This window comes from Undibacterium sp. KW1, assembly GCF_009937955.1.
GTDB lineage: Bacteria > Pseudomonadota > Gammaproteobacteria > Burkholderiales > Burkholderiaceae_D > Undibacterium.
On record NZ_AP018439.1, the window covers coordinates 462753 to 487236 of the forward strand.

Sequence of the window (24484 nt, forward strand, 5' to 3'; positions counted from 1 at the left end):
CTTTTTTGTTCTTTAATTCTTAAACTTTTACATCTGTGTAAATAATCAGCAGATATTGAGAAATAACGTTTAAACCAGGCAATATACTTCAGAAGTAAATGAGAAAAAAGTCAGCAATTAATGAGAATATTTAGCTGCATCTAAAATCCCTCTCAAAAAACTATTTACAATTCCCCTGTAGATGACATGCATGCTCCAGGGGAGGTGAACGTGAACAGTAAAATCTGTTTTGCTTGTGGCGAATTATTTCTGACCCGCCCCCAAAATCCCACACAAACATACTGTTCAAAAAAGGCTTGCCAGTTGAAGCGCCGCGGTGCTTGGCAAAAGCTCAAACTCCAGACAGATACTGACTACCGTGACAACCAGATGCGGGCTCAAAAAGCATGGATGAAGCGAAATCCTGACTATTGGCAGAAATATCGTGACACCCATCCATCAAATGCAGAAAAAGATCGTGTTCTACAGCCGCACACGAATAATACTGATGGAAACGATGAAATTGCAAAGATGGACGTGTCAACTTGCAGTAGTTGTCCCTCTGCGGGCATATATTTTTTGATGCCGTGCAGTAAGAAAAAGATTGCAAAGATGGATGTGTGGACTGTAGAACTCACACTGATAGGAACCTAAAACTGGGTCTCTTGATTGCAAAGAGATGACTCGTGCTAACGGCCTGATCTTTATGTTAATTTATTCTTTGCAATTGTGGATAACAAAAAGCAACGTAACTATCATCTCCTTGGGTGGAGCTAGCCATGTATTTGTCGCCAAAAAATGAATACAACCAATCCTTGGCAGATACTTCCCATTTCCGAGGAGCAGAATACGTTCGGATGTCGACTGAGCACCAACAGTATTCAACTGACAATCAACGTCAGCGCATCCTGGAATACGCCTCGCGACGACAGATAGAGATCGTCAAGACTTATGCAGATGAAGGTAAAAGTGGACTACGCATAGATGGACGGCATGCGCTCCAGCAATTGATTAAGGACGTAGAAAGCGGTGCGGCAGATTTCAATATCATACTGGTCTACGATGTCAGCCGCTGGGGACGTTTTCAAGATGCAGATGAAAGTGCGTATTACGAATACATTTGCAAGCGCGCCGGTATCCAAGTCGCATACTGCGCAGAGCAATTTGAAAATGACGGCTCTCCTGTCTCCACGATCGTGAAGGGTGTCAAGCGCGCAATGGCCGGAGAGTACAGTAGGGAATTATCCGCCAAAGTATTTGCCGGACAATGCCGGTTGATTGAACTCGGCTTCCGTCAGGGAGGCCCTGCAGGATACGGACTTAGACGAGTATTGATTGATCAATTTGGTCAAATTAAAACCGAACTAAAGCATGGCGAACAGAAGAGCTTGCAAACAGACCGCGTTATCCTGATGCCAGGCCCTGAGGCTGAGATTCTTCTGGTAAATCAGATTTATCAATGGTTCATTGAGGATGGCTTATATGAATCAGAAATCGCTAGTAGGCTCAATGCCATGCAAGTTGTCACTGACCTGAACCGTGCGTGGACCAGGTCTACCGTACATGAGGTATTGACGAATGAGAAATACATTGGCAATAACGTGTACAACCGCATCTCTTACAAATTGAAAAAGATGCGTGTGATCAATCAAAGCAACATGTGGATCAAGAAGGAAGGTGCTTTCCAGCCTATTGTTGCCTCAGAAGTATTTTTTACTGCCCAAGGTATATTACGTGCGCGCGCCAGAAAATATACCGACGAGGAATTAATAGAGCGTTTACGCTTACTCTATAAGAGTCGTGGTGTCTTGTCTGGTCTCATTATTGATGAAATGGAAGATATGCCTACCTCTTCTGTTTACGCCTATCGCTTTGGCAGCCTGATTCGTGCCTATCAAATGGTAGGTTTTACACCAGATCGTGACTATCAGTATCTGGAAGTGAACCGTTTCATCCGGCGCTTACATCCCGAAATTATTGTACAAACGGAAGCCAGGATTGCCGAATTGGGTGGGCAAATCAGTCGCGATCCCGGCACCGATTTGCTCCATATTATTGATTTTTACGTAAATCATGACAACCGTTTTTGATTTCATTCGTTATCCCAATATAATGTCCGTACTGGAGGTATGAGATGGCGAAAGAAATAGAAGATGGAGCAAAGCGACGAGTCAAGGCGGGTCGGCTTCTGCTGCAAGGCAAAGGGTGCGCCGAAGTAGCGCTGGTGGTCGGCGTAGCACGCAACACGGTATATACCTGGAAAGCCATACTCGATGAAGGAGGGCTTGACGCGCTGCGCGCAGTAGGTGGAAAGGGGCGGCCTGCACAACTTGATGCCATGGAATTAGGGGAGTTGCGGCGCTGCCTTCTCGATAGTCCGACGGAACATGGTTTTGGCACCGAGTTGTGGACACTTAAACGCGTGCGTCTACTTATTGAAAGAAAGTTCGAAGTGTCGTTCAGTGAAGTGCACGTTTGGCGCATTCTTGGCGCACTGGGATTCAGTAACCAAAAGCCGGAGCGTCGCGCCATCGAACGTAACGAAGATGCTGTACAGGAGTTCAAGAAAAAGACCTGGCCTGCGCTCAAAAAAAAGCCTCGAGAGAGAATCGACTGATTGTATTCATCGACGAGTCCGGAATCAGCGAACGGCCTACCCGTGTGCGTACTTGGGCACTCAAAGGGAAAACGCCGATTATTCAGTTTCATTTCAACTGGAAACATTTGTCCGTGATTGCAGGTGTGACCAGGAAGAACTACTTGTTCCGCTTCCACGAGGGTAGCATCAAGAAGGAGCAAATTGTCGAGTTTCTCAAGGCGCTCAAAGCGCATTTGAAGCAGCCGCTGTTGATCATCCTCGATGGGCTCAGGGCGCACAAATCGAAACTGGTGCGCGAATACCTCGACAGCACCAATGGGTACATTCAAATCGCATTCCTGCCCCCGTATGCGCCGGACCTCAATCCTGTCGAATATCTCTGGGCCTGGCTCAAGCGACATGCGTTGGCAAACTTCTGCCCGAACAACCTCGCCGAATTGCAAACAATTGCCCGCAATAAACTCAAAAGCGCACAACGCCGTCCATCCATCATCATGGCATGTTGGAAGCAGGCGGAGTTGTGGTGATGTCATCAATTATGTAAAGCTCAATAATAGCGAGTTCACTGTCTCTATTGTTCTGGCACGTTGCCAGCAAAGAGCATCGGGTCTTCATCGTTGGAAAATCAGGTTTGATACTGGCCTCTTACCAGATATTACGGTAGCAGTCAGGCTTAATCAAAACAATAACACTGCATTGGATTATTTTCTGTTGCCGAGGATAGATTTTGCAACGCATCATTTAAGTCTGGCAGATCAAAATTCTATCGAGTTCGACAGCTATCGCTTTGACACCCTGGACTATTTGTATGGGATGGCAGAAAGAGCGCGATTGCGGAGAGTCGCATGAGCGCCGCACCTGACGAGCTGCGCATGATACCGTTGGCATGTATAGATGTGCTAAACCCAAGGGAGCGCAATAGCCAAGTATTCAGTGAAATTGTCGAGAATATCCGGGCCATAGGATTGAAGAAACCCATCAAAGTCACACCACGCCCTGGTGGCGAAGGTGAACAACGGTATTTGTTGGTCTGTGGTGAAGGTCGGATGAAGGCATTTAGAGAGTTGGGCCAGACCCACATCCCGGCCCTTGTCGTCTCAGTCAGCGACGAAGATGCTTTGATTATGAGCCTCGCTGAAAATATCGCCCGCCGCCAATACCGACCTTTAGAGTTGCTGACGGCCATTGAAATGTTGCGAGACCGTGGCTATGACAAGAAGATGATCGCTTCCAAGACTGGTCTCACGATGGAAAGGGTCAACGGCATACTCGTGTTATTGGAGCGCGGTGAAGAGCGACTCCTGGTTGCAGTCGAAAAAGGGAAAATTCCACTGACTGCCGCCTTGGCCATTGTCAGTGGAAATCGTGACGATAAAGCCATACAGCAGGCATTGCAGGAGGCGTACGAGTCTGGGCAGTTGCGTGGCAAACAATTATTTGAAGCAAAACGCGTCATAGAAAGCCGCCAGACATTGGGCCGAACACTGGGCTGCAGTATGCCCCGAAAAAGGGCGAACGTAACGACCACAAGTCTAGTCAGAACCTACCAGAAAGAAGTCAGTCGACAACAATTGTTGGTGAAGAAAGCCACCACTGCCCAGCACCGTCTGTTGTTCGTCACCAATGCACTTCGTCAACTATTCTTGGATGAAAATTTTTCTAATCTCCTGCGTGCAGAAGGTATCGATACCTTGCCAGCTTATTTGGAACAAAGGATATGGGAGACGGTATGACAGAAACTATAGACTTAGGCTTTTGCATGGAACCGGTGTCTGTCCCCTGTGCCAATATTCTACCCTCCCGCTCATTACCTGAAAACTTAGCAACCTCCAGAAAATACATGCAGATTCGCTCTTCAATCAAAGAAATTGGATTGATTGAACCCTTGTCGATTACTCCGCTGATCAAAAAATCCACACAGCATATGCTACTGGACGGTCATATGCGTCTGACGGCTTTACGTGAATTGGGGTATGAAGAGGTGCTATGTCTGATTGCCAAAGACGATGAAAGCTATACCTACAATAGCAGAATTAACCGGCTTTCGACTATACAAGAACATTTCATGATCCGGCGTGCGATAGAGAGAGGTGTATCTGCGACCCGATTGGCAGAAGTACTGAGTATGGATTCAACGCAGATCTATAAAAAAATGACTTTGCTCAATGGAATATGTCCAGAAGCAGCAGAGCTGCTCAAGGACAGGCAGTTTTCTGCTGACGTGTCCAGAGTGCTACGTAAGATGAAACCAACGCGTCAAATAGAATGCGTTGAACTCATGACCTCGGCAAATAATGTAACTGTCTCCTATGCGGAAGCAATGCTGGTAGCTACGCCTGCAGAATTATTGGTGGATGGTAAGAAACCTGTGAAACTGGCTGGTGTATCGTCAGAACAGATGGGCAAGATGGAGCGTGAGATGACCAGCTTGCAGAGTCAGTATAAGGTTGTCGAACAAACCTACGGTCAAGATGTGCTAAACCTGGTTCTTGCTCGTGGTTACCTGGTTAAGTTATTGGATAATCCTGCAACTTGCCGCTATCTTGAAAAGAAATTTCCGGAAATTTTAGTGGAATTTAGAGCAGTTATCAAAATGGTGGCATTGGATCAATAATGCTTTTGAGTCCACCAGCCTCATTGATAAAAGTGGGTAGAAAACGCTGGGGATTAGCAATTCGTACAATTGTTGTGTTATAAATATCAAGGACTGGAGTTGTCGGGTACATATTTTCTGGGAGCATATAGTGGCACGCAAAATACCTAAAAATTATTTGTCCGTCACAGGGTGCTTTGCCAGTCAAAAAAATGACCAAATGGCTGGATTTGAGTCCATCCTGGAAAAGGAGTTTCTCCTGCTCCTTGATTTTGACGAATCCGTCGAGCGCTTTGAAGTCCAGGAAGTCACAATACCAGTGCCTGGCGTACCCAAGGGTTACACGCCAGATGTGCTGATTTATTACAAACCCAACCCTCTAACGGGCGAAATTCCAGCTCCACTACTTACTGAAGTGAAGCATACCGACGACTTGGAACGCAACCGCGAAAAATATAAAACCAAATTTGCACTTGCAGATGAGTATGCAAGTGAGCATGGATGGGAATTTCGAATAACAACGCAAGTCGATATTCGAACAAAGCGCCTTCAAAATATCAAATTCTTGAGGGAATATCGAAACATTCAGCCAGACGAGAATGATCGTCACCAACTCATCAGTATAGCTACTTCATATAACAGTGAATTCCGTCTCAAAGACATCCTGCAACGGCTTGCATCAAATGACGATGCTCAATTACACTGGCTCCCTGTCATATGGCACGCGATATTAAAAAAAGACTTAATTGCTGACTGGGATCAGTTGATTGACTACCACACCTTATTACGTCTATCTCCGGGGGCGTGATGCGAAAGCAAGAGCGTGCAGTACTGTGGATAAATAAAGGTGCATTGATTTCAAGTCATGGACGGGACTATGTGGTCTTGTCTCTTGCAGATGTGAATCTGGTTCTTGCCAAAGAAGTAGGCTCAGGCGAAAAGGTATTGCTTAAAATTGGGGACGTGGAACCACCCAGGGCGATAAAAAGTCGTGATGCTGAACCCATTGTTGAACGTGCTCTGTCAACAGTTTCAACGGCGGATTGGACAGTCGCCGAAGAGCGCAAGCGCTTGATTGAGCCGATGCTCAATAGAAACTACCGACGTAATGATGCTCTTGGTGTCCAGATTGCCAATGAGGCAGGCGTCAGCCTGGCGACAATTTACAGGTGGGTTTCGGCATATAGACATACTGAGTTGGTATCATCTTTGCTGCCGAACTATGCAGAGCGCGGCGGAAAAGGGAAAGCAAGGCTTTCCGCCGAAGTTGAGACCATCATCGCCAGGACGATTGACACTTTCTACGATGTAGAGCAAAAAAATACCATTGCGTCCACCATACAAGAAATCCGACGCCTTTGTTTCAATGCCAATTTGCCGTTACCTGCGGCCAATACGATACGCATTCGCCTGGGAAAAACCAATGGTCGTGAACGTGTCAAGAAACGGGAAGGCGACGCAAAGGCACACGATCAGTTCGATCCAATTAAGGGAACGATTCCTGACGCTGATTGGCCACTGTCATTGGTGCAAATTGACCACACCCTGTTACCCGTCATTATTGTTGACGACATTTACCGTAAGTCCATTCGCCGAGCCTGGATTACCTTAGCTATTGACGTCAATACTCGTGTTTGTCTAGGAATGCATTTATCATTGGATGCGCCGTCAGCAATGTCTGCAGGAATGTGCATATCCCATGCGATCTTAATGAAAGATAAATGGTTGAATCGTTTAGGTATTACGAGCACAGATTGGCCATGCTGGGGCACCATGGGAATCTTGCATATGGATAATGCAAGGGAATTTCGTGGTGATATGTTGAAATTCGCATGTAACGAGTACGACATAGATTTACATTTGCGGCCAGTAAAAAAGCCCCGTTATGGCGGGCATATTGAACGCCTCATGGGGACAGTTTCCGAGGGACTGAAAACACTCAAAGGTTCAACCTTCTCTGGCCCGGATGAAAAAGGCATTTACGATGCCGAAGGCAACGCTTGCATGACCTTCAGCGAATTGGAGAAGTGGTTGGTACTGTTTTTTGCCAGATATCACCGTAATATACATACTGGTATCGGTACAACGCCGTTGACCAAATGGCGCGAGGGGTTACTGGGAACTAAGGATAAACCAGGACGTGGTTATCCCGCGAGAAGGCTGGATGAGGAGAGCTTGCGTATACACTTCATGCCCTTCATTGAGCGGACAGTACAAAATTATGGCGTGTTGATCGACGATGTTCATTATTATCATGATGTACTTCGTCCCTGGATCAATGCTGAACACCCTGAGTTTGAAAAACATAAAAGAAAATTTCGGTTTCATCGAGACCCAAGAGACATTAGTACGCTATATTTTTTTGATGAGATTGCCCAAAGATTTTTCGCCATTCCTTACCGTGATGTCAGCCTTCCGCCAGCAAGTATTTGGGAACTACGAGAAGCACACAGAAAAGCAGACGAAAGAGGCATTGCTCGCGACAATGAAAAAGCAGTTTTTGCTTTGCTGACAGAACAGCGTGAATTGGAGAAAGACGCAGCTGAAAAAACAAAATCAGCCAGGCGCGCTGTTCAAAGATTGACCCAGCACGAATTGGTGAGACAGCAGAAGAAAGAAGATTTACCGACAGTTACCCAAACAGCACCTTCTGAATTTCCACCCGCAATTCGTGGCTACGATCCGGACGCTGTGAAACCTTTGGATGACGACTAATGTCGCAAGAGAATCCTTATCCGCATTTAAATGAGAATGCGCGGGCGCTAATCATGCAAAGTGATGAGCAACGTATTTATGCGATACGCAAAGGTTCATGGCTGGGATATGCCGGTGCCAAGCAGGTTTTAGCAAGGATGGAAGATTTGTTGGCGTATCCACGCATCACGCGCATGCCGAACATGCTTTTGGTGGCACCTTCGTACAACGGTAAGACATCTATTCTTGAACGATTCATGGAGTTGCATCAGTCTGATTTAGATCCAACAGGTGAAGTGACTATTTGTCCAGTAGTGATGGTTGACGCTCCGAGCAAACCTGACATCGCTGATTTTTACGCACGCATCCTGGATAAGTTGATGGCGCCGTACAAACCCACAGCATCTCCTTCAGAGAAGTACTCTCAGATCAAGCGACTCTTTCGCCAGATGGATGTACGCATGCTAATTATTGATGAGATCCACAATCTGATTGCTGGTAGCACCAATAAGCAAAGAGAGTTTCGTAATACCTTAAAGAGTATCGGCAATGAAACCAAGGTTGTCATGGTCGCCGCGGGCACAGAGGATGCTTACAATGCGTTTAATACCGATCCTCAAATGTCCAGTCGGTTCACACCAGAGGAATTACCACTTTGGAAAGCAAACAATGAATTTGGGGGCGTGCTCGCGACCCTGGAATTAAGGACACCGCTGAAGAAGCCCTCGAATCTGAAAGATCCGGCTGCGATGTTGTCTATCTATAATAGAAGTGAAGGAACACTGGGCGACGCTTGCGATCTGGTGAAGGAACTTGCGATTGATGCGATCCGTAAGAAGACGGAACAAATCACAATGGATAGCATAAATAGCCTACGCTGGGTGCCGCCATCTAAGCGCAAGCAGTATAAACGCCCAAATCCATCATGAAAGGAATCACTGAATCTTTATGGCCGATTCACTATAAGCCTCTGCCGGATGAATTGTTGTCTTGCTGGCTGGTGCGACTAGCTCACGGTCACGGCTTGAAGGTTCAGACTTTCTGTAATTTAATATTTGGCAATCAACGCCAAATCTGGAACAGGGACATGGACCGCCTGGCTCCCACGTGGCTAATTGACGAATTAAGCCAGCGAACTGCGACTCCACCAGAGACTACATGGAATACAACGCTACATTCTTATGAGGGACTGCTGTACCGAAAATTCAAAGCATCCGGCGCGCTGCAGTGGATACTTGCCCTCAAGGTATATCACCGCAAGCGGGAAGGATATGGGTTGCAATACTGTCCCACATGCCTGGCGGAAGACAGTATCCCGTACTATCGGAAGCGATGGCGAATCGCTTTTTATACAGTTTGCACTAAGCATCACACCATGATGTTGGACCGGTGTCCGCAATGTGCTGCTGGTGTAGCCTTTCACAGGCTTGACATTGCCAATGGGGATGCGATTGAGGCTGGTAGTCTGGCATTTTGCCATGAGTGCGGATTTGATCTCAGGGAAGCTTCTGCAGTAGAACCACTATCCTATGATAGTGATGCTACTGCCTTATTGTTAAACGCATGCAATGTGTTCGACCTAGATCAGGATTGTGATTACAAATGGGACCTGGGTCGATATTCTGTGTTACATCAATTGAGCATGATTTTAACTTCAAAATACCGGCATGTTTCTTTACGAAATTTTGTGCTAGATCAGTTAGGTTGCCGCGACATACCGTTAACTGCGGGACGAGTATCTTTTGAGATGCGCTCCATTGAAGAAAGACATCATCTGCTTCAGCTCGCCATGTGGTTGATGGTGTTGCCAGATGTGCGTTTGGAGCAGGCTTGGCGTACTGGTACGGTTAGATACAACGTTTTGTTGAAGGATTTTTCCGAACCACCTGACTGGTATAGTTTTGTAACAGCGCAATTTAAAAACTGGCGACGGCGATTTCAAAAATAGAACTTAACTATTCAGCAGCTGTGAGCATTTCTGAATGGTTGCATAGTGCACGGAATTCTAAATTTTCCGACATTAAATGGCTAAACATTGAGCAGAGGTATCCGCTCATTTTGGATAATTGTCTCCCTTTACGCGATGCTGCTAAACAATACATTGGATGGGCGCCTTTGAGTTCGGCATGGATGGCACTGGTCAGGGCGAGCATTTAATCGTCCATTAAAGGTTTGATGGCAGGCTTACCACTACGTTTTCAGGCGTGGTAGCTAACAAGTTTAACCGAGGGGCATTCACATTCTCTATGGAATTTATGAAAGCAATGAGCAAAGGCGCGATTCGACTAGGCTATTGATGGGAAACATTCACTGATGGCAACATCAAGACAGTTACGCACTTCATAAAGTACTTTACTTTAATGCTGTATATATGTACAGTAATTGTCGAGCGAAGAAAATGGTTTTTCCACGGCTATATTGGTGACAATTCGACGGAAAACCTAGCCTAGTGGCCATCAAACTGGTAGACTTCACCAGTCAACACCACTAATCAACTGGCGAAGGTCTCCAGCTCATGACTCTTATTCGTTTCCCTTCAGACATAAAGCCGATGTTTTCCGGGCATGAGACATTTCCGTTACGTCAGCTTTGGCTGCGTAAAGCGTTCTGCGAAGTTGAGCGTTACGGTAAATACGCCCCAAAAGGTGTGTTTTCTAATGACGATGCAATTGAGCGATTTGGCGTTGGTAAAAATATGGTTTCGTCAATCCGCCATTGGGCTCTCGCTTGTGATGTAATTCGCGAATGCAAAGATGTTGAAGGTTTTGAACCGGGCATTATTGGTAACTTGCTCTTCGGATCGCATGCATGCGATCCATATTTGGAACGCGACGCGACCATTTGGTTAGTGCATTGGTTGTTGGCGGGCCGAGCGAAGCGTTCAGCGACTTGGTATGTAGTATTTAATTACGTGCAAAGCCAATCGTTCCAACCAAAAGATATTGTGTCGCTAATTGACGAATATGCGACAGCGAATAAATCGGTGCGATCAGATACTACTCTTACGAGAGATGTAGAGGTCTGCTTGCGTTGCTATACCTCTGTTGCACTTACGAACGCAACCGAAGATAGCGCAGAGCCACTTCTATCTGACCTTGGATTATTATCAGCTAGCGGCAACACTTATCACTTCCATCGTGGGCCGCAGCATTCATTGCCTGATGGCGTATTTGCATTTGCATTGCTCGACTTTTGGAGGCGGTGGGAACAGGTCACGAATACGTCGCAAGCAACACTCTCATTCAATATGATTGCCCATGAATATGGGTCGCCGGGGCGTGTTTTCAAATTAGATGAAGACTCTGTAAGCGATAGGTTATCAAAAATTGCAGATATTACGCGCAACTACTTGGCATGGACAGATTCATCTGGAGTACGACAAGTCAGTCGTCTAGGAAGTGGGTCAATAGATGAGGCCATTACTAATACCTTGAGGAGTGCTTATGCCAGATAAGCTGTCAAAACACGTTGCGATCAATCGTCAATTTTTACGATCTGTTCGCGTAGATGCAGATTTTGGTCGGGCCGATGCCATGCAAGGCTATATTCTCCAGCCTTCGGCTCGAACGTTGCTGGAGACAACTGCGAAACATCTCATTAATACGCAACAACGCGCTTTTACCTGGACTGGTCCTTATGGCGGTGGAAAATCCTCACTCGCGCTAACGCTGGCGTCCCTCGCTGGTGGTGATGTTGCAATCCGCAAAGCGGCACGTCTTGTACTTGGCGGCGCAACTAACGACGGTGTACAGAAATTTTTTGGTGGAAAAACCCCTTGGGCAGTCCTTCCAGTTGTAGGAAAACGTGCATCAATTATTGATGAAATTGGCATCGTCATAGATAGCCATCTCCGTGGAACAAGAGGGAGAAAGCCTCAATCGGGTGGTAGGCGAGATGTTGTCATGGAACTTGTACGTGCCGCTGAGACACGTGACGACATTGGCGGCGTCCTGTTGGTGATTGATGAACTGGGGAAATTTCTTGAGTATGCCTCACAGACTGGTGAAGATATCGGTTTCTATCAACAGATAGCAGAAGCAGCAAGTCGATGTCGTGGTAATTTTGTTGTTATTGGTGTTTTACATCAGTCATTTGAACAATATGCTTCACGGCTAGGGCAGTCTGCACAACAGGAATGGGCAAAGGTCCAAGGCCGATATATTGATATTCCGCTGGTTGCTGGTTCTGACGAAGTAGTATCGCTAATTGGCCGAGCATTGCATGTTGAGTATAAACATCCTGCTTCAAAGAAAATCGCTGACCGTGTATCGAAGGTAATTCGAAGCCGTAGACCAAGCGCGGCTTCGAATATTGCAGAATTGCTCGATGCTTGCTGGCCGTTGCATCCGGTCACTGCTGCAATGCTCGGGCCTGCCTCCAAAAAGCGTTTTGGGCAGAATGAACGAAGCGTTTTTAGCTTTCTTGCATCAGCGGAACCACTTGGATTTACGGAGGTACTCGGAGGGCTGGATGTTAACCAGAATAGCTATTATTGGCCTTCTCAATTTTGGGACTATTTACGAACCAACTTTGAGCCTGCGATTCTTGCGTCTTCAGATGGACATCGTTGGGCCGCTGGTGCTGAGGCAGTAGAGCGTGCAGAAGCACGGTTTTCACTACTCCATGTCGCGCTCGTAAAGACCGTCGGTTTAATTGAATTATTGCGCAACGGTTCAGGGTTGGCGGCTGAGGACGATTTGTTGAAGATCTGTGTTGAGCAAGCCGCGTCAGGGCTGGTCAAGAACGCGCTTGCGGAGTTGGCATCGGCATCTATCCTAATTTTTAGGAAACACCTTAATGCTTGGGGAGTTTACGCTGGAAGCGATTTCGATATCGAGGCCGCCGTTAGAGACGCAGCGAGTCGGTTAGGGACACACGACTTTTCTAAGCTAGGCGATCTCGTTGACCTTGGGCCTGTAACAGCCCGTCGTCACTATTGGGTCACTGGGGCCATGCGTTGGTTTTCTCGATCTATCGTTCAGGAAAGCCAGGCACAGTCTTATATCAACAGCTATAAATCACATGGCAAACAATGTGGTGAATTTATCCTTGTTCTGTCCGATCAAAAAATAGATGCTCCAGCCCGCAACCGAGCTGCGAAAAAACTGTCTGCCCTTTCAGAAGGAAATGGGCTTTTGGTCGGAACTCCAACGAATGCGGATAGAATCGAGGAGTTGGTTGGGGAACTTGCTGCATTGGAATACGTGCGACAAAACAGCCAGAAATTGCATTCTGATAGCATCGCGATGAGAGAGATAACTGCGCGCTTGCAGGCGACCCGTTCTGCTTTGTCTGATGAATTGCGAGACGCATTCCATAACGCAGCATGGTACTACGAAGGTCATTCAAAAAAACATTTGGGTAGCGAAGGTTTATCGCGCCTTGCATCAGATGTCGCTGAAACGATCTACAGTAAATCCCCACACGTAAATAGCGAACTTGTTAATCGTAATTCACTTTCTACTAACGCAGTCAAAGCGCAGCGCGGGTTACTTCACGCAATGCTGTCGAAATCTAATCTTCAAAATCTGGGATACACGACTTTCTCAGCAGATGCAGGACTCCAGCATACGGTAGTACGAGCGCTTGGGTTGCATCGCGAAATAAAAGGTATTTGGCGTTTTGCCGAGCCAAATGGCACATCCAGTAGTGAATCGATGACCGAGGCGTGGGACGCAGCAAAAGCACTTGTCATAAATTCCGACAGAATCGTTGGCTTGTCAGAGCTTTACGAAGTTTGGATCGCTCCCCCTTTTGGCGTTAAATCGGGTTTACTGCCGATATTAGCGCTTGCATTTTTCATGGCACATCGTAACCAACTTGCGCTCTATGTTGAAGGTGTCTTTACTCCTGACGTTACTGAGGCTCATGTTGATGAGTGGTTGCAAGACCCTAAACGTATTGGCTGGCGTTGCGTTAGGATTGAGGCAACCGAGCGCAAGATGCTAGAAGCACTCTCTACTGCACTCAGCAAACGACTGGGGACTGCTGTAGCCGCTGACGCACTTGACTCCGCAAGAGCACTTGTGTCTTTGGTATTTCAATTGCCGCATTGGACAAGGCGAACCGACTGTATCTCAAATGATGCAAAGGGGGTCCGTAATCTTTTGTTGTATGCGTCCGACCCTCACAAAGTGTTATTTGCTGATCTGCCCTTAGTTCTCAATACCCGAAATCCAGCTGAGCTAGCAAAAAAGATTGCAGCGATTACTGGTGAATTAATAGAAGCATTCGATGCTCGCTTACGCGCAGTTGAGAGACGCCTTCTAAATGCACTTGATCATCAAGGAGAATTGAGTAAGTTAATATTGCGAGGCAAAACGGTGTCAGGCGTAGGTGCTGACTTAAAGCTTGATGCATTTGCCACTCGATTTACTGACTATGTGGGCTCAATTGAAGATATTGAAGGCTTACTAATGCTTGCATTAGGGAAGCCAAGTAAGGATTGGACTGACCGTGATATTGATGCAGGAGAGGTTCAGTTGCTGTCTTGGGCAATGGAGTTTAGAAGGTTGGAATCGCTGGCGGAGGTGCGCGGTCGACCAGCTACCAGACGCTCCATTGGCGTGGTATTTGGTTCAAAACGGACAGTCACTGGTACGTTCGATGTGTCCGAAAGCGACAGTCTTGCGATCCAGACCCTTGCTAACGAATTGCTTGGAAAATTGGCATCTGGTACTTTGAAGCGCGAAATATTTCTTGCTGCAATCGCTGAAGTTGGCGCAAACATTTTTGAAAATCTGAACAAGGAACGGGAAGGATCTGGCCATGAGTGAACATCATGTACTTGGTTTGTCAGGCGGAAAAGACAGTGCAGCATTGGCGATTTATATGCGCCAAAATTACCCGCATTTGAATATTAAATATTTTTTTACGGACACTGGAAAAGAACTACCCGAGGTCTATGATTTTTTAGCTAAGCTTGAAGGCTTTTTGGGTAAGAAGATCGAACGCCTTAATTCTCAGCGTGATTTTGATTTCTGGCTTAGACAGTATGGAAATTTTTTGCCAAGTCCGAATACACGTTGGTGTACTCGCCAGCTTAAGCTTTTGCCTTTCAAAAATTGGATTCGCCCTTGGCTTGATAATGGCGACAAAGTTTACAGTTATGTGGCTATTAGATCTGATGAGGATCATCGCGAAGGGCTAATATCTCAGCACGACAATCTTATAGTCAAGTTGCCTTTTCGTGAGCATGGTATTGATAAGCCAGGTGTCTACGATTTATTAGATTCCTCTGGCGTCGGCATGCCTAAATATTACGAATGGCGCTCTCGTAGCGGTTGTACCTTTTGCTTTTTTCAGCAGAAAATAGAATGGGCTAGACTTCGTGAAAGGCACCCCGATGAATTCGAAAAAGCGAAGGCATATGAGAAAACGGCTTTAGATAGCGGATCGCCTTTTACTTGGACTCAAGGCGAGTCATTAGTCGAATTGGAACAGCCAGAACGGCTAGCTGCTATTCACGCGGATTTTGAAATAAGAAAGCAACGTGAGTATGCCCGTATTAGAATAAATCCGCTGCGTCCACAAGTTAACCAACCTGTTGATATTGATGACCTCTACCTTGAAGATGAAGGCGGTGGTGCTTGTTTGATTTGCCATAAATAATAACATTTTTCAGAAAGCGCCAGATGGTTAACCCTGCACAGAAAATATTCGAGGCTGACTCCGAAAGCTTGTACGATTTTGTATCTAAAAATGGTCGTGGCCTTTACATCCCTCCGTACCAGCGAGACTACGCCTGGGACAAGGCAAATGTCGAACGATTGATTGATGACACTGTACAGGGATTGAATGCACTTTTGAAACGTCCTGATGAATCCATTACATTCATTGGAACCATCATAGCAATGAATGATGCAAAAAAATCTACGATTAGTCCTCTGGTGAAGAATCAAGTGTATGGCCAAGTGATGACGATAATAGATGGTCAACAACGGCTGACGACACTATTAATGTTGTGCTTGGCACTGTTATTGGAAATCGAAACGCAGTGGTCCAAATTAAAGAAATCGAAAATTACTGTAAGTGACGAAACTAAAGGGTGGATTGAGACCCGTGTTAACGACATGCGAGGTTTGCTGTCTCAGATGCTTGCAGAGAGACAAAATAATGGGGATCGTGAGTTTCGCTATTTCCCTAAAATGATACGAGCTTTTATTGATACTTGGTCTTACGAAGCTGATAAAGCCGTTTATAACTCCCCCATTGCCTGGCTCCTATTCGAATACGTGAAATTTCGGGAAGAAACTGATCCAAACTGGTCGGAATTTCCTAAAGTTTTGCAAAAGGCAGCGGAGGGTGCCGAAAATGAAGCCGAGCGCAAACACATTATTAAAATGATGAAGGTAATGCGTGCGAAATTTAAGGCGTTGCCGACGGACGATGAATTTCCAGACTTACTCAGCATTGCTCGTGACGTGAATAAGCAAGAGATGCTGTTCGGTGAAGAGTTTCCACAGGCAATGCGTGACGCTTTGCAATCAATACTGAGTAAACAATCCAATGGAATAATTGTTGACGATGCTGGTGAACTGGATTTGCAAGTTGATGATACAAAAACAAAGCAATGGTGGGAAGCTTCAACTGAACTTATTTCCCTGCTCTTTTTTTCAAAATTTGCGCTGGAACGAATTACGCTAGTTGTAGTTACAGCCACCACTGAAGATTTCGCCTTTGACGTGTTTGAAGCATTGAATACGACCGGTCAGCCACTTACGGCAATTGAGACTTTTACGCCGAAAGTAGTGCAGTCAGTTGGCCTTGTGGACTACAACTCTTCTGAAGAGAAGAAACAGATCGACAGCGCCTTTGCGTACCTAAAGAAAGCAACCAAGGCGGAAGATCGGCAAAAGCGATCTGCTGAACTACTAGTCGCTTTTTCTCTTGCTGAAAAAGGGGAAAAGCGCTCCAAGAATTTAGCGGATCAGCGAAGATTCATGCACGAAACTTTTGGTGCATGTACTTCACGTAAGGACCAGCAACAGTTTATCCGACACCTAGCTGATTTATCACGATTTTTTGACTCCACATGGGTAGATGGTTCTATAAGACCACAAGTAGGGACTATTAAATTGGATGATCTAGCTGCGCTTTGCATAAGATTCCTAGTTGATTTGGGGCATACAATCACTGCTCCATTACTTGCCCAGTACGCAGCAGCAGTTTTAGCTGCTACGGATGCGGAAGAACGAAATGCAGCTTTGTCAGAGTTGTCGAGCGTTGCACAAGCAGTAGTAGCGTTTGCCGTGTTTTGGCGTGCCTCAAGAACTACGACCGATGGTATCGACAAAGTTTTCCGCGATCTTATGAGTAAAGGAGCGACGAGCTATGGCCTTCGCCCGCTTGCGCGAGGTCTTCGTGGTGACACCGCTCTGCCAAAGGCAACAGTTATTCAAGCTGTGCTTGTCGCTCGACTAAAGGCGGATCGGGCCAGTGGCGGCGCGAGCATTGGTGATAAGAACGAATGGGTCGATAAAGTGATTGCGCAGCCACTGTATGACGTTAACATTACGTTAGCTCGCTTCGTTCTTCTAGTTGCGTTCCACGATGTTGTTGAAGGGAGCAATGGGCAACTAATCGCTGGCAAAATCGGGACGCACAATACTTTGAAGTTTGACGAATGGGTCGGCGACAAATATCTCACAGTCGAGCATATTGCACCACGTTCACGTGGAAAGGATTGGCCAGAGGATCTATACAGCGACGACCAGTTCGAACGGCTTGGCAATCTAACGCTACTTCCGTTGAATGCCAACCAATCCCTAAGCGCACGATCATGGCAACATAAACGATCACTCTATGGTGCCTTAGCGGCGAAGACTTCAAGTGAATCTGAAGCTATTGTCAATCAGATGAAAGCTGATGGTGTTGATGTGTCAAAAGTCGCTGGATCAATATACAGCGGTCAATTTCTACCTCATGTCCACGTACTCAGCAACATTCAAGGTGAATGGAATCTTGCAACCGTTGAAAATCGCGGACGAGAATTAGCTGAATTGACGTGGTTACGGCTTGCTCCTTGGCTAGGAATGATTAGTTGAATTGGGATCATAGTGTCCACTTGTTAAGTGGACACTTGTACACTATGGATGACGAAATCAATGCGTCTAGATGGTGCTGGCGTCACGCTTAATCTAACTTCAACGTAAGGGATCGCAACAGCACTGCTGCAATGGCAGGTTTGTCAAATTGCGTAGCGACGGCATTGTTGTGGCGAAAGAAGATCCTTCTCAAGTACGTTGATTTATGTGAAGGCAGGTAAAACGACCTAGCAATAGCTAGGTGACTTATTTTTTAAATTTGCACATTGCGTTACAGAATATAAAAACGAATGCTAAAGAATTAGAACAGTGTCTAAAGCCTGGATTAGTGTTTTTTCATAATCTAGTAGCTCTGTTTGAGCGATAAGCAACCAGTCAGTATCGACACAAATCGTTCGACATGTCCTGCAATCCAATTTAGACGCCGTTGTATTGTGCTGTCCCATTGATGACAGAACAGGGTAATCGGAAAGCCTGTATAGCGAATGATATATTTCATAGTTACTCATCAGAACATCAGATAGTCAATTAACGTATGCTGCAAAAATGAAATATAATGCCACGCTAATTTTCATTGACATCGATTCTCTACGTGTATTCCTCGGAAAGTTGGCTTACTCTTACTTTATGTTTGGTGGACTATTTATCCACCATTTTGCGAATTCCAGCAGATCGGAATGCAACGAAGACACATTTTTCAGTTCGACTCCGGTATTTGGAGTTCCATTTGGTTCCCTGGTGATGAGTGCCATGTGGATATCGGTTGGCACGCCACGGAAGTAAGGCAGATAGTCATCAACAAAGGCAACAGGTTTTAAGTTGCTGAGAGCCTTAGTTTTTGGACTGATGCCGGTATCGTTGTGCTCAGTCGCGATCACGTTGTCGATTGGAAATCCATGGTCACGGATATTCTTTAGCCTGGAGAGCCGGTAAGCCTCCTTCAGCGCGCTTACACAGACCAAGTCATAACCGGCTTCTTTGAGCAGGTGGCAAGCTTCTAGCGCACCTGGCAGCGCAGGGATAGTGGACCAGAATTCTTCGTCAAAGCACTGGCGAAACCGCTCCAGTTCGGTCCCAGTCAATCTCTGAACATCCCATCGATCTATAGGCCAGTAAGCAAGTGGATCTTTTATTGCTGGCAGGACTCCAAACGCCTTCTGCCAGGCCATCGCATAGGAAGCATGATAGTCTAGAAGCACACCATCAGCATCTAAGGCAATAATTCCTTTGGTCTTGTTAGCGTTGTTCATTGTAGATATGGATTGGTCGTGGAGATTGCTGGGCAGCCACCGCGAGACTGCTCAATGCGGCTCCCTGATTTTATCACCGAACAGAAGTACGGCCTCTTGCAGTGACGATAATAGATGATGTGTATGCTCCTGCCCGAGTTGTGAAACGGAGAACTGTATAAGCAGCTCCCCCAGGCCAATGGCAACGGCCTGGGCTGGTATACTTGGATTATTTGAAGCGAACTGAGTGACCGTTTCTAAACACTTTGTGCGCACCATAATTGCGCCATGCTGTAATTCTTGAACCGAATTCATAATTTCTTTAAGTCGTATCCTGGTCTTGAAAAACCATTGGATATGGTGATAGGTAAATTGTTTTCAGAGGGTGTGTGGCCACACGCCGGGCTCATCAGCCGTTGACGATGGCATTCAGTTTTGCACACCATTCTTTGGCAGTTCGCTCGCTCATGTAAAATTTAATCACTGGAGAGTTTTCGTCGGCGACTTCCAATATCAGCGCAAAGTCGCCCGTGCGCTGGACACGCTCAAACGACGGCATGCGCATATTTGTCGTACCAACTTGCCTTCCTGACCCCGATAACTCCATGCTTTCCTTGATATTCCATTCGTAGCGCCAGGCCAGCAAGTACGAGAGTTCATATATCTTGAAATCGCCGGTGCTGCTATTGCAAAAAGCCAGTTTCCGGTTTTGTTTGTCGAACACCAGGAATGCTGGACTGGGATAACCCAATAGATTTCCGGTGTTGAAATTCAGATTGGACTGCCGGTTGATGCTCTCCACCAGGTCTTTAGCTTTCTTATGAATTCCTGCCAGTAGTCGGATAGACAAAAAACAAATGACAACTGCCGCCAAGAAGAAAGTGAAAACGCCGCTTGTCCTGTTGTCGCGGAAAAGCAGCATGCCAAGTAGTGCACCGATAGCCCCTATCCCGGATAGTCCAGCAACTGGAATTGCAAATGTTCCAAGCAATGCAGTGACAGCCGATCTTATGATTCCTGCCATATGGTTTCCATTCACTTCAAATCTATTCAGTCGATACAAGAAGCTTTATTTGCTAAAAATGATCAAGTTAAAAAGCTAAAACATTCAATAATTGTGGTTTAACCACATTCAGTGATGTTACCAGAAAAGCCAAGAAATACCACTATCCATGTGGTTACAAGACATGGAATGTGGAAATGGTTACCGCGAGACAGGAAAATCAATTCGCCAAGCGAATCGGCACTGCTTTGGCCAAACAGCGGTTGAACAAAGGGTTAACGCAGGAACAAGTGGCAGAGCTTATCGGCGTGGAACAAGAAACGATTTCCAGATTTGAACGTGGAGCAACAATACCGCCATTGCTTCGCTTGATCGACTTGGCTGAACTCTTTAAGGTGCCACTGGATACTTTGGTGCGAGCAGGATCATCGCGCCCACTGGATCAGGCAATTGACATTGCCTCCTCACTAAATAGCCTCAACGAAGAGGACAGGGAATGGGTTCGCAATTGGACCGTAGATATGTGCAAAAAACTTTCCAGCGGTACTTAAATCTATTGTCCTTTGATGCCGACAATGAACAAGACCAGGTCGCGTCACATAAAGGAATGTTGAGTTCATTTTGCGGGATATAAAGGGAATGTTGAATAGTGTAGTGATCGTTGGAATCACGGACTGGCAAAAGTGGAAGAAAAAATACCTGAGGTAGGTCAAGATTAATTTTTTTGACTATCTGGCTAACCTGTGAGAATTAAAGCGACTTAACAGAATTATTGCTTGGCATTCTCATGTTTAACAAAGGCGATGCGCGATGTCTATATTATTTCGAATCTTTCAATGGTACGAATATCGGTATGGCCTGCTCCCAAAGATCATTGATTCATATTTGGCTGAGGGAAAAATTGAGGAAGCAAGTCAACTGAAGGCACAACTTGAATATCACAAGAAAAATCCCGCTCGCAGCCCAGCTGAAGCTGCAGCTGGCGCAATTAAAGTGCTCCATGAAATTCAGCGTGAGAAAATTTCAGATCCTACTCGAGGGGCACTAGGTTACGAAGACGCTGCAGAAATCGCAAGTGTCCTTGAGTATTCAACTCTCAACATGATGTCAGAAAACATGAAGAGGGACTTACAGCTTCAATTGAGAGTGCATACAGAACAGCGATTTTCTAATGTGGTCTTCGCATTTAATCAAATATCGAAAAATTTACGCGTTTTTCAGAATGAGCATGCTGCCATAAACTATTGTTCAACTCCTGACATTGAATGTGGAACATGGATTTTTTGGAATGAGTCAGGCGCACCGTTGGAGATCGATTTCCTTAAACGTGCAAAAAAGGGGATATTCGTAACAATTAAAGGGAAGTATCGATTGATTCCTTGCAGGCAACCACGATCAAGTTTAAGTAAAATGTTGCAGGAAGTAAAAACAATCCAAGGGCCCCCTCCATTAAATAACTTAACCCAGATTCGGATGCATCTTGATTACCGGGAAAACATCTGAGCTGGAATCCAATTTGATTTACCGAGTGATTGGAGAACTTGTTTTTCAAGATAAAACTGAGACATATGCTTGTCTTGCTTATTGTCTACATAAATGGCGATTTGTAATCAGGAATCGAAGACCCAATTGACGAGATCTGCAATATTGATTTCCTCTAACTCAGGGCGAGCAAGATAATCATTTGCCACGCACGACAATGTATCAAGAATTTCTTCGACATTTTCACCATTCGTCGCGTACAGCTTTGTGTGTAACGGAACAGACTCAACAATTGCTAGGCTGATGTGCTCAGTTTGATTCTTTATGGCGAAGACAGCGACCCGGCGAGGGCGTGAAATGTTTATGCCATTTTCAATAAATAATTTTGGGTCGATAACACCATCTTCATCGGACAGCATGAGGATAGGTACTGTCCAACCGTCTTCCTCGCTTTCCGTCAGCAGTTCAATATTCAACTGATTCAATTCAGAAAGCTGCACAATGACTGGCTTTAAAAAATTGGGGACTGGCCAGCGTTGTGATGGATCTCTATTAATGAGCACAGAAAAATCCACCGATCGGATTCTTTGTTCTGATCCTGGTTGACCAACTGCAGCCGCTTGAACAGGAGGCGCTGCACCAGCGTACTTATTGCCGGTGCCGTCAGCACCGACCAGCGTTTTATTCTTCCAGATGGATTTCTTTGTGAGGTCTGGAAAGCGTGGCTCCATGCGGATGGATTTTACCTTGCTTGCTAGATTATTTGATCCGTCGCGTTCTTCGAGACTTTGATTTTGTGATTCGCTCGCAGATTTGAGGGCGCGCTCTTTGGCGCTGCCAGAACCCGGTTTGCCAATCTCACGGTTGTCGGTACTCGTCTTGTGCTTCTCGTAGCGCAGTGATCTGAATGGAAATGCGTGAGAACAGGAGCGTAAGCTGTAGACTATGAATGTTGCACGGGCTGCATCTGCAAATGAAAGCCATTTGCCAGCTGCGATCAATGTCGTTGTTCCTTCAAAAGGAAATAAACCTTGGGGATAGATAGGTTGTCGCATGCCAGAACTGGCAAGCATGGAGATTCCTATCGTGAGTGCTGCTTGCCAAGCTGTGGCGTCCAGGTGTAAGCGTCCGATATCAGCTGCGGATGCCCCAGATATGTGTTCCGCAAGTTGCAATGATAAGCGTCCGTTAATTTTGTTCAGTGCGGCTTTGGTATATAGGCATGTTCGATTCAGCGGCGGCAGGAACAACGCAGTGATCAGATTGCTGGATGAGCCGAAATAAAATCGGATCAATTCCATGCAGGGAATGATCAATCGACGATTGCCTGGAAGATTGAGCATCACGCAGTAGGACTGGGTGCAATTCATGTGCCACGGGTGCTCAGACATCGGCAGTAGAAAGCCCTTGTCATCGAGATTTAACCCGGCTTTGATTAGATGCGCTGAATCCCTGTCAATATTGATGTCCTGAAATTCTTCCAGCTCATAGCCAGGCTGCGCTTTCAACTGACCATTTAGCCAAAGATCACCAATACGCAAAAGCGGTAAGGTGCCAATAGACAGCCAGACTTTCTTTTGAAACCTGGCAGGTGAAGTTGATTGAGGGGAGAGCTGAATTGCCAGATCGTCGGAAAAACGATCATCTAGGACTCTGGAAAGGTGAACCAGGACAGAAGGCTGTTTTCGGCGAAGTAAGCGGTTCGGGAAGCTTACTTCGCCGAACCAATCGATTCGCCAAATTTTTTCATCCTTGGGGAAGGCTGAAATTGTAGGTAAGTTATTGATATTTATAATGTTATTGCGAAAATGGTGGCTGTTACACTACTGATTTTTCTCACTAACTGTTAAACTTTCTCATTATCTTCTAACTTTTCACAATCTGTCCCCACCCCATGCGCCTGCTGATCTGCATGGTAGCTTGATCGCACCATTGCGCCAACGGCGGCATGGGCGAAGCCCATTTTGTAGGCTTCTTCTTCATACATCTTGAACACATCCGGGTGGACATAGCGGCGTACCGGCAAGTGGTGGCCACTTGGTGCCAGGTATTGGCCTATGGTCAGCATATCGACGTTGTGGGCGCGCATGTCGCGCATGACTTGCAGGACTTCTTCATCGGTTTCACCCAAGCCTACCATGATGCCGGATTTGGTTGGGGTGTTGGGATGTTGTTCCTTGAAGCGTTTCAGCAGGTTCAGGGAGTATTCATAATCAGAACCTGGGCGCGCTTCCTTGTACAAACGTGGCGCGGTTTCGAGGTTGTGGTTCATGACATCTGGTGGTGCCATGTTGAGAATTTCGAGCGCGCGGTCCATGCGGCCACGGAAATCCGGTGTCAGGATTTCTATGCGTGTCATCGGTGACAGTTCGCGCACGCGGGTAATGCATTCGGCAAAGTGGGCGGCACCGCCATCGCGCAAGTCGTCGCGATCTACTGAAGTGATAACGACGTAGCTGAGTTTCAGCGCAGCGATGGTCTTTGCGAGATTGGCTGGTTCATCAACATCGAGCGGGTCTGGGCGGCCATGGCCGACGTCGCAGAAGGGGCAGCGACGGGTGCATTTGTCGCCCATGATCATGAAGGTGGCCGTGCCTTTGCCAAAGCATTCGCCTATGTTGGGGCAGGAGGCTTCTTCGCAGACTGTCACCAGTTTGTTGGCGCGCAGGATGTCCTTGATTTCATAAAAGCGGGTCGTGGGCGAACCGGCCTTGACGCGTATCCAGTCTGGCTTGGGCAATCTTTCCATCGGCACGATCTTGATAGGGATGCGCGCAGTCTTGTTTGCCCCTTTTTGTTTCTCGGTGGGATCGTAAGCGGCGGTGGCGACGGGTGTGTTTTCGGTTGTCATGGTATGAA

19 protein-coding genes and 1 pseudogene are annotated in these 24484 nt (G+C 46.3%); 16 read left to right on the top strand and 4 right to left on the bottom strand.

The genetic code is table 11. The features are described from left to right. Positions 1–210: 210 nt before the first annotated feature. The 14 genes and pseudogenes from UNDKW_RS02095 (at position 211) to UNDKW_RS02155 (ending at position 17911) form a co-directional block, all read left to right on the top strand. Entirely contained in the window at positions 211–633 is a 423-nt protein-coding gene (locus UNDKW_RS02095) for a hypothetical protein (protein ID WP_162057395.1), read from the top strand. Positions 634–758: 125 nt separating this feature from the next. Next, on the top strand, positions 759–2069 hold the full coding sequence (locus tag UNDKW_RS02100; RefSeq protein ID WP_232063209.1) for a recombinase family protein: 1311 nt from the start codon (positions 759–761) through the stop codon (positions 2067–2069). A gap of 44 nt (positions 2070–2113) precedes the next feature. Further along, positions 2114–3105, top strand: a protein-coding gene (locus UNDKW_RS02105) for an IS630 family transposase (protein WP_162057396.1) whose coding sequence is annotated in 2 segments (ribosomal slippage) — positions 2114–2576 and positions 2576–3105 — 993 coding nt in all. Because the reading frame shifts where the segments join, the coding sequence is not laid out codon by codon here. A 25-nt stretch (positions 3106–3130) separates the two neighbouring features. Beyond that, positions 3131–3427: pseudogene (locus UNDKW_RS30230) on the top strand (recombinase family protein); the annotation flags it as partial. After that, positions 3424–4311, top strand: coding sequence for a ParB/RepB/Spo0J family partition protein (locus UNDKW_RS02110; RefSeq protein ID WP_162057397.1), 888 nt, complete (start codon positions 3424–3426; stop codon positions 4309–4311). The pseudogene UNDKW_RS30230 and the gene UNDKW_RS02110, both read left to right, overlap by 4 nt. Next, positions 4308–5192, top strand: coding sequence for a plasmid partitioning protein RepB C-terminal domain-containing protein (locus UNDKW_RS02115; RefSeq protein ID WP_162057398.1), 885 nt, complete (start codon positions 4308–4310; stop codon positions 5190–5192). Before UNDKW_RS02110 ends, UNDKW_RS02115 begins: the two co-directional genes overlap by 4 nt. 130 nt (positions 5193–5322) lie before the next feature. Then, positions 5323–5979 (top strand): TnsA endonuclease N-terminal domain-containing protein, encoded by a 657-nt coding sequence (locus UNDKW_RS02120; RefSeq protein WP_162057399.1) that lies wholly within the window; start codon positions 5323–5325, stop codon positions 5977–5979. After that, on the top strand, positions 5979–7886 hold the full coding sequence (locus UNDKW_RS02125; protein WP_162057400.1) for a Mu transposase C-terminal domain-containing protein: 1908 nt from the start codon (positions 5979–5981) through the stop codon (positions 7884–7886). The genes UNDKW_RS02120 and UNDKW_RS02125 overlap by 1 nt, the downstream gene beginning before the upstream one ends. After that, positions 7886–8794: a TniB family NTP-binding protein gene (locus UNDKW_RS02130; protein WP_162057401.1), complete on the top strand. Its 909-nt coding sequence runs from the start codon at positions 7886–7888 to the stop codon at positions 8792–8794. Before UNDKW_RS02125 ends, UNDKW_RS02130 begins: the two co-directional genes overlap by 1 nt. Next, positions 8791–9813, top strand: coding sequence for a TniQ family protein (locus tag UNDKW_RS02135; RefSeq protein ID WP_162057402.1), 1023 nt, complete (start codon positions 8791–8793; stop codon positions 9811–9813). The genes UNDKW_RS02130 and UNDKW_RS02135 overlap by 4 nt, the downstream gene beginning before the upstream one ends. Positions 9814–10380: 567 nt before the next feature. After that, a complete protein-coding gene (locus UNDKW_RS02140) occupies positions 10381–11319 on the top strand; it encodes a DUF4007 family protein (protein ID WP_162057403.1) in 939 nt (312 codons plus the stop codon). Further along, on the top strand, positions 11309–14641 hold the full coding sequence (locus UNDKW_RS02145) for an ATP-binding protein (RefSeq protein ID WP_162057404.1): 3333 nt from the start codon (positions 11309–11311) through the stop codon (positions 14639–14641). Before UNDKW_RS02140 ends, UNDKW_RS02145 begins: the two co-directional genes overlap by 11 nt. After that, positions 14634–15476 carry a phosphoadenosine phosphosulfate reductase family protein gene (locus UNDKW_RS02150; RefSeq protein ID WP_162057405.1) on the top strand — a complete coding sequence of 281 codons (843 nt, stop codon included), beginning with the start codon at positions 14634–14636 and terminating at the stop codon, positions 15474–15476. Before UNDKW_RS02145 ends, UNDKW_RS02150 begins: the two co-directional genes overlap by 8 nt. 23 nt (positions 15477–15499) lie before the next feature. After that, a complete protein-coding gene (locus UNDKW_RS02155) occupies positions 15500–17911 on the top strand; it encodes a DUF262 domain-containing protein (protein ID WP_162057406.1) in 2412 nt (803 codons plus the stop codon). A gap of 620 nt (positions 17912–18531) precedes the next feature. On the opposite strand, the gene UNDKW_RS02160 is transcribed toward UNDKW_RS02155, so the two are convergent. Together UNDKW_RS02160 and UNDKW_RS02165 are read right to left on the bottom strand one after the other, a co-directional pair. Beyond that, positions 18532–19161, bottom strand: coding sequence for an HAD family hydrolase (locus UNDKW_RS02160; protein ID WP_162057407.1), 630 nt, complete (start codon positions 19159–19161; stop codon positions 18532–18534). Positions 19162–19549: 388 nt separating this feature from the next. Continuing rightward, positions 19550–20164 (bottom strand): hypothetical protein, encoded by a 615-nt coding sequence (locus UNDKW_RS02165; RefSeq protein ID WP_162057408.1) that lies wholly within the window; start codon positions 20162–20164, stop codon positions 19550–19552. A gap of 176 nt (positions 20165–20340) precedes the next feature. Here UNDKW_RS02165 and UNDKW_RS02170 point away from each other — a divergent pair, with 176 nt between their 5' ends. Then, entirely contained in the window at positions 20341–20694 is a 354-nt protein-coding gene (locus UNDKW_RS02170; RefSeq protein WP_162057409.1) for a helix-turn-helix domain-containing protein, read from the top strand. A gap of 259 nt (positions 20695–20953) precedes the next feature. After that, positions 20954–21646 carry a hypothetical protein gene (locus UNDKW_RS02175; RefSeq protein ID WP_162057410.1) on the top strand — a complete coding sequence of 231 codons (693 nt, stop codon included), beginning with the start codon at positions 20954–20956 and terminating at the stop codon, positions 21644–21646. A 107-nt stretch (positions 21647–21753) separates the two neighbouring features. On the opposite strand, the gene UNDKW_RS02180 is transcribed toward UNDKW_RS02175, so the two are convergent. Continuing rightward, positions 21754–23166, bottom strand: a complete 1413-nt coding sequence (locus UNDKW_RS02180) for a hypothetical protein (protein WP_162057411.1) — start codon at positions 23164–23166, stop codon at positions 21754–21756. 305 nt (positions 23167–23471) lie between these two features. After that, positions 23472–24476 (bottom strand): lipoyl synthase, encoded by a 1005-nt coding sequence (gene lipA / locus UNDKW_RS30060; RefSeq protein WP_162061733.1) that lies wholly within the window; start codon positions 24474–24476, stop codon positions 23472–23474. Between the last annotated feature and the right edge of the window lie 8 nt (positions 24477–24484).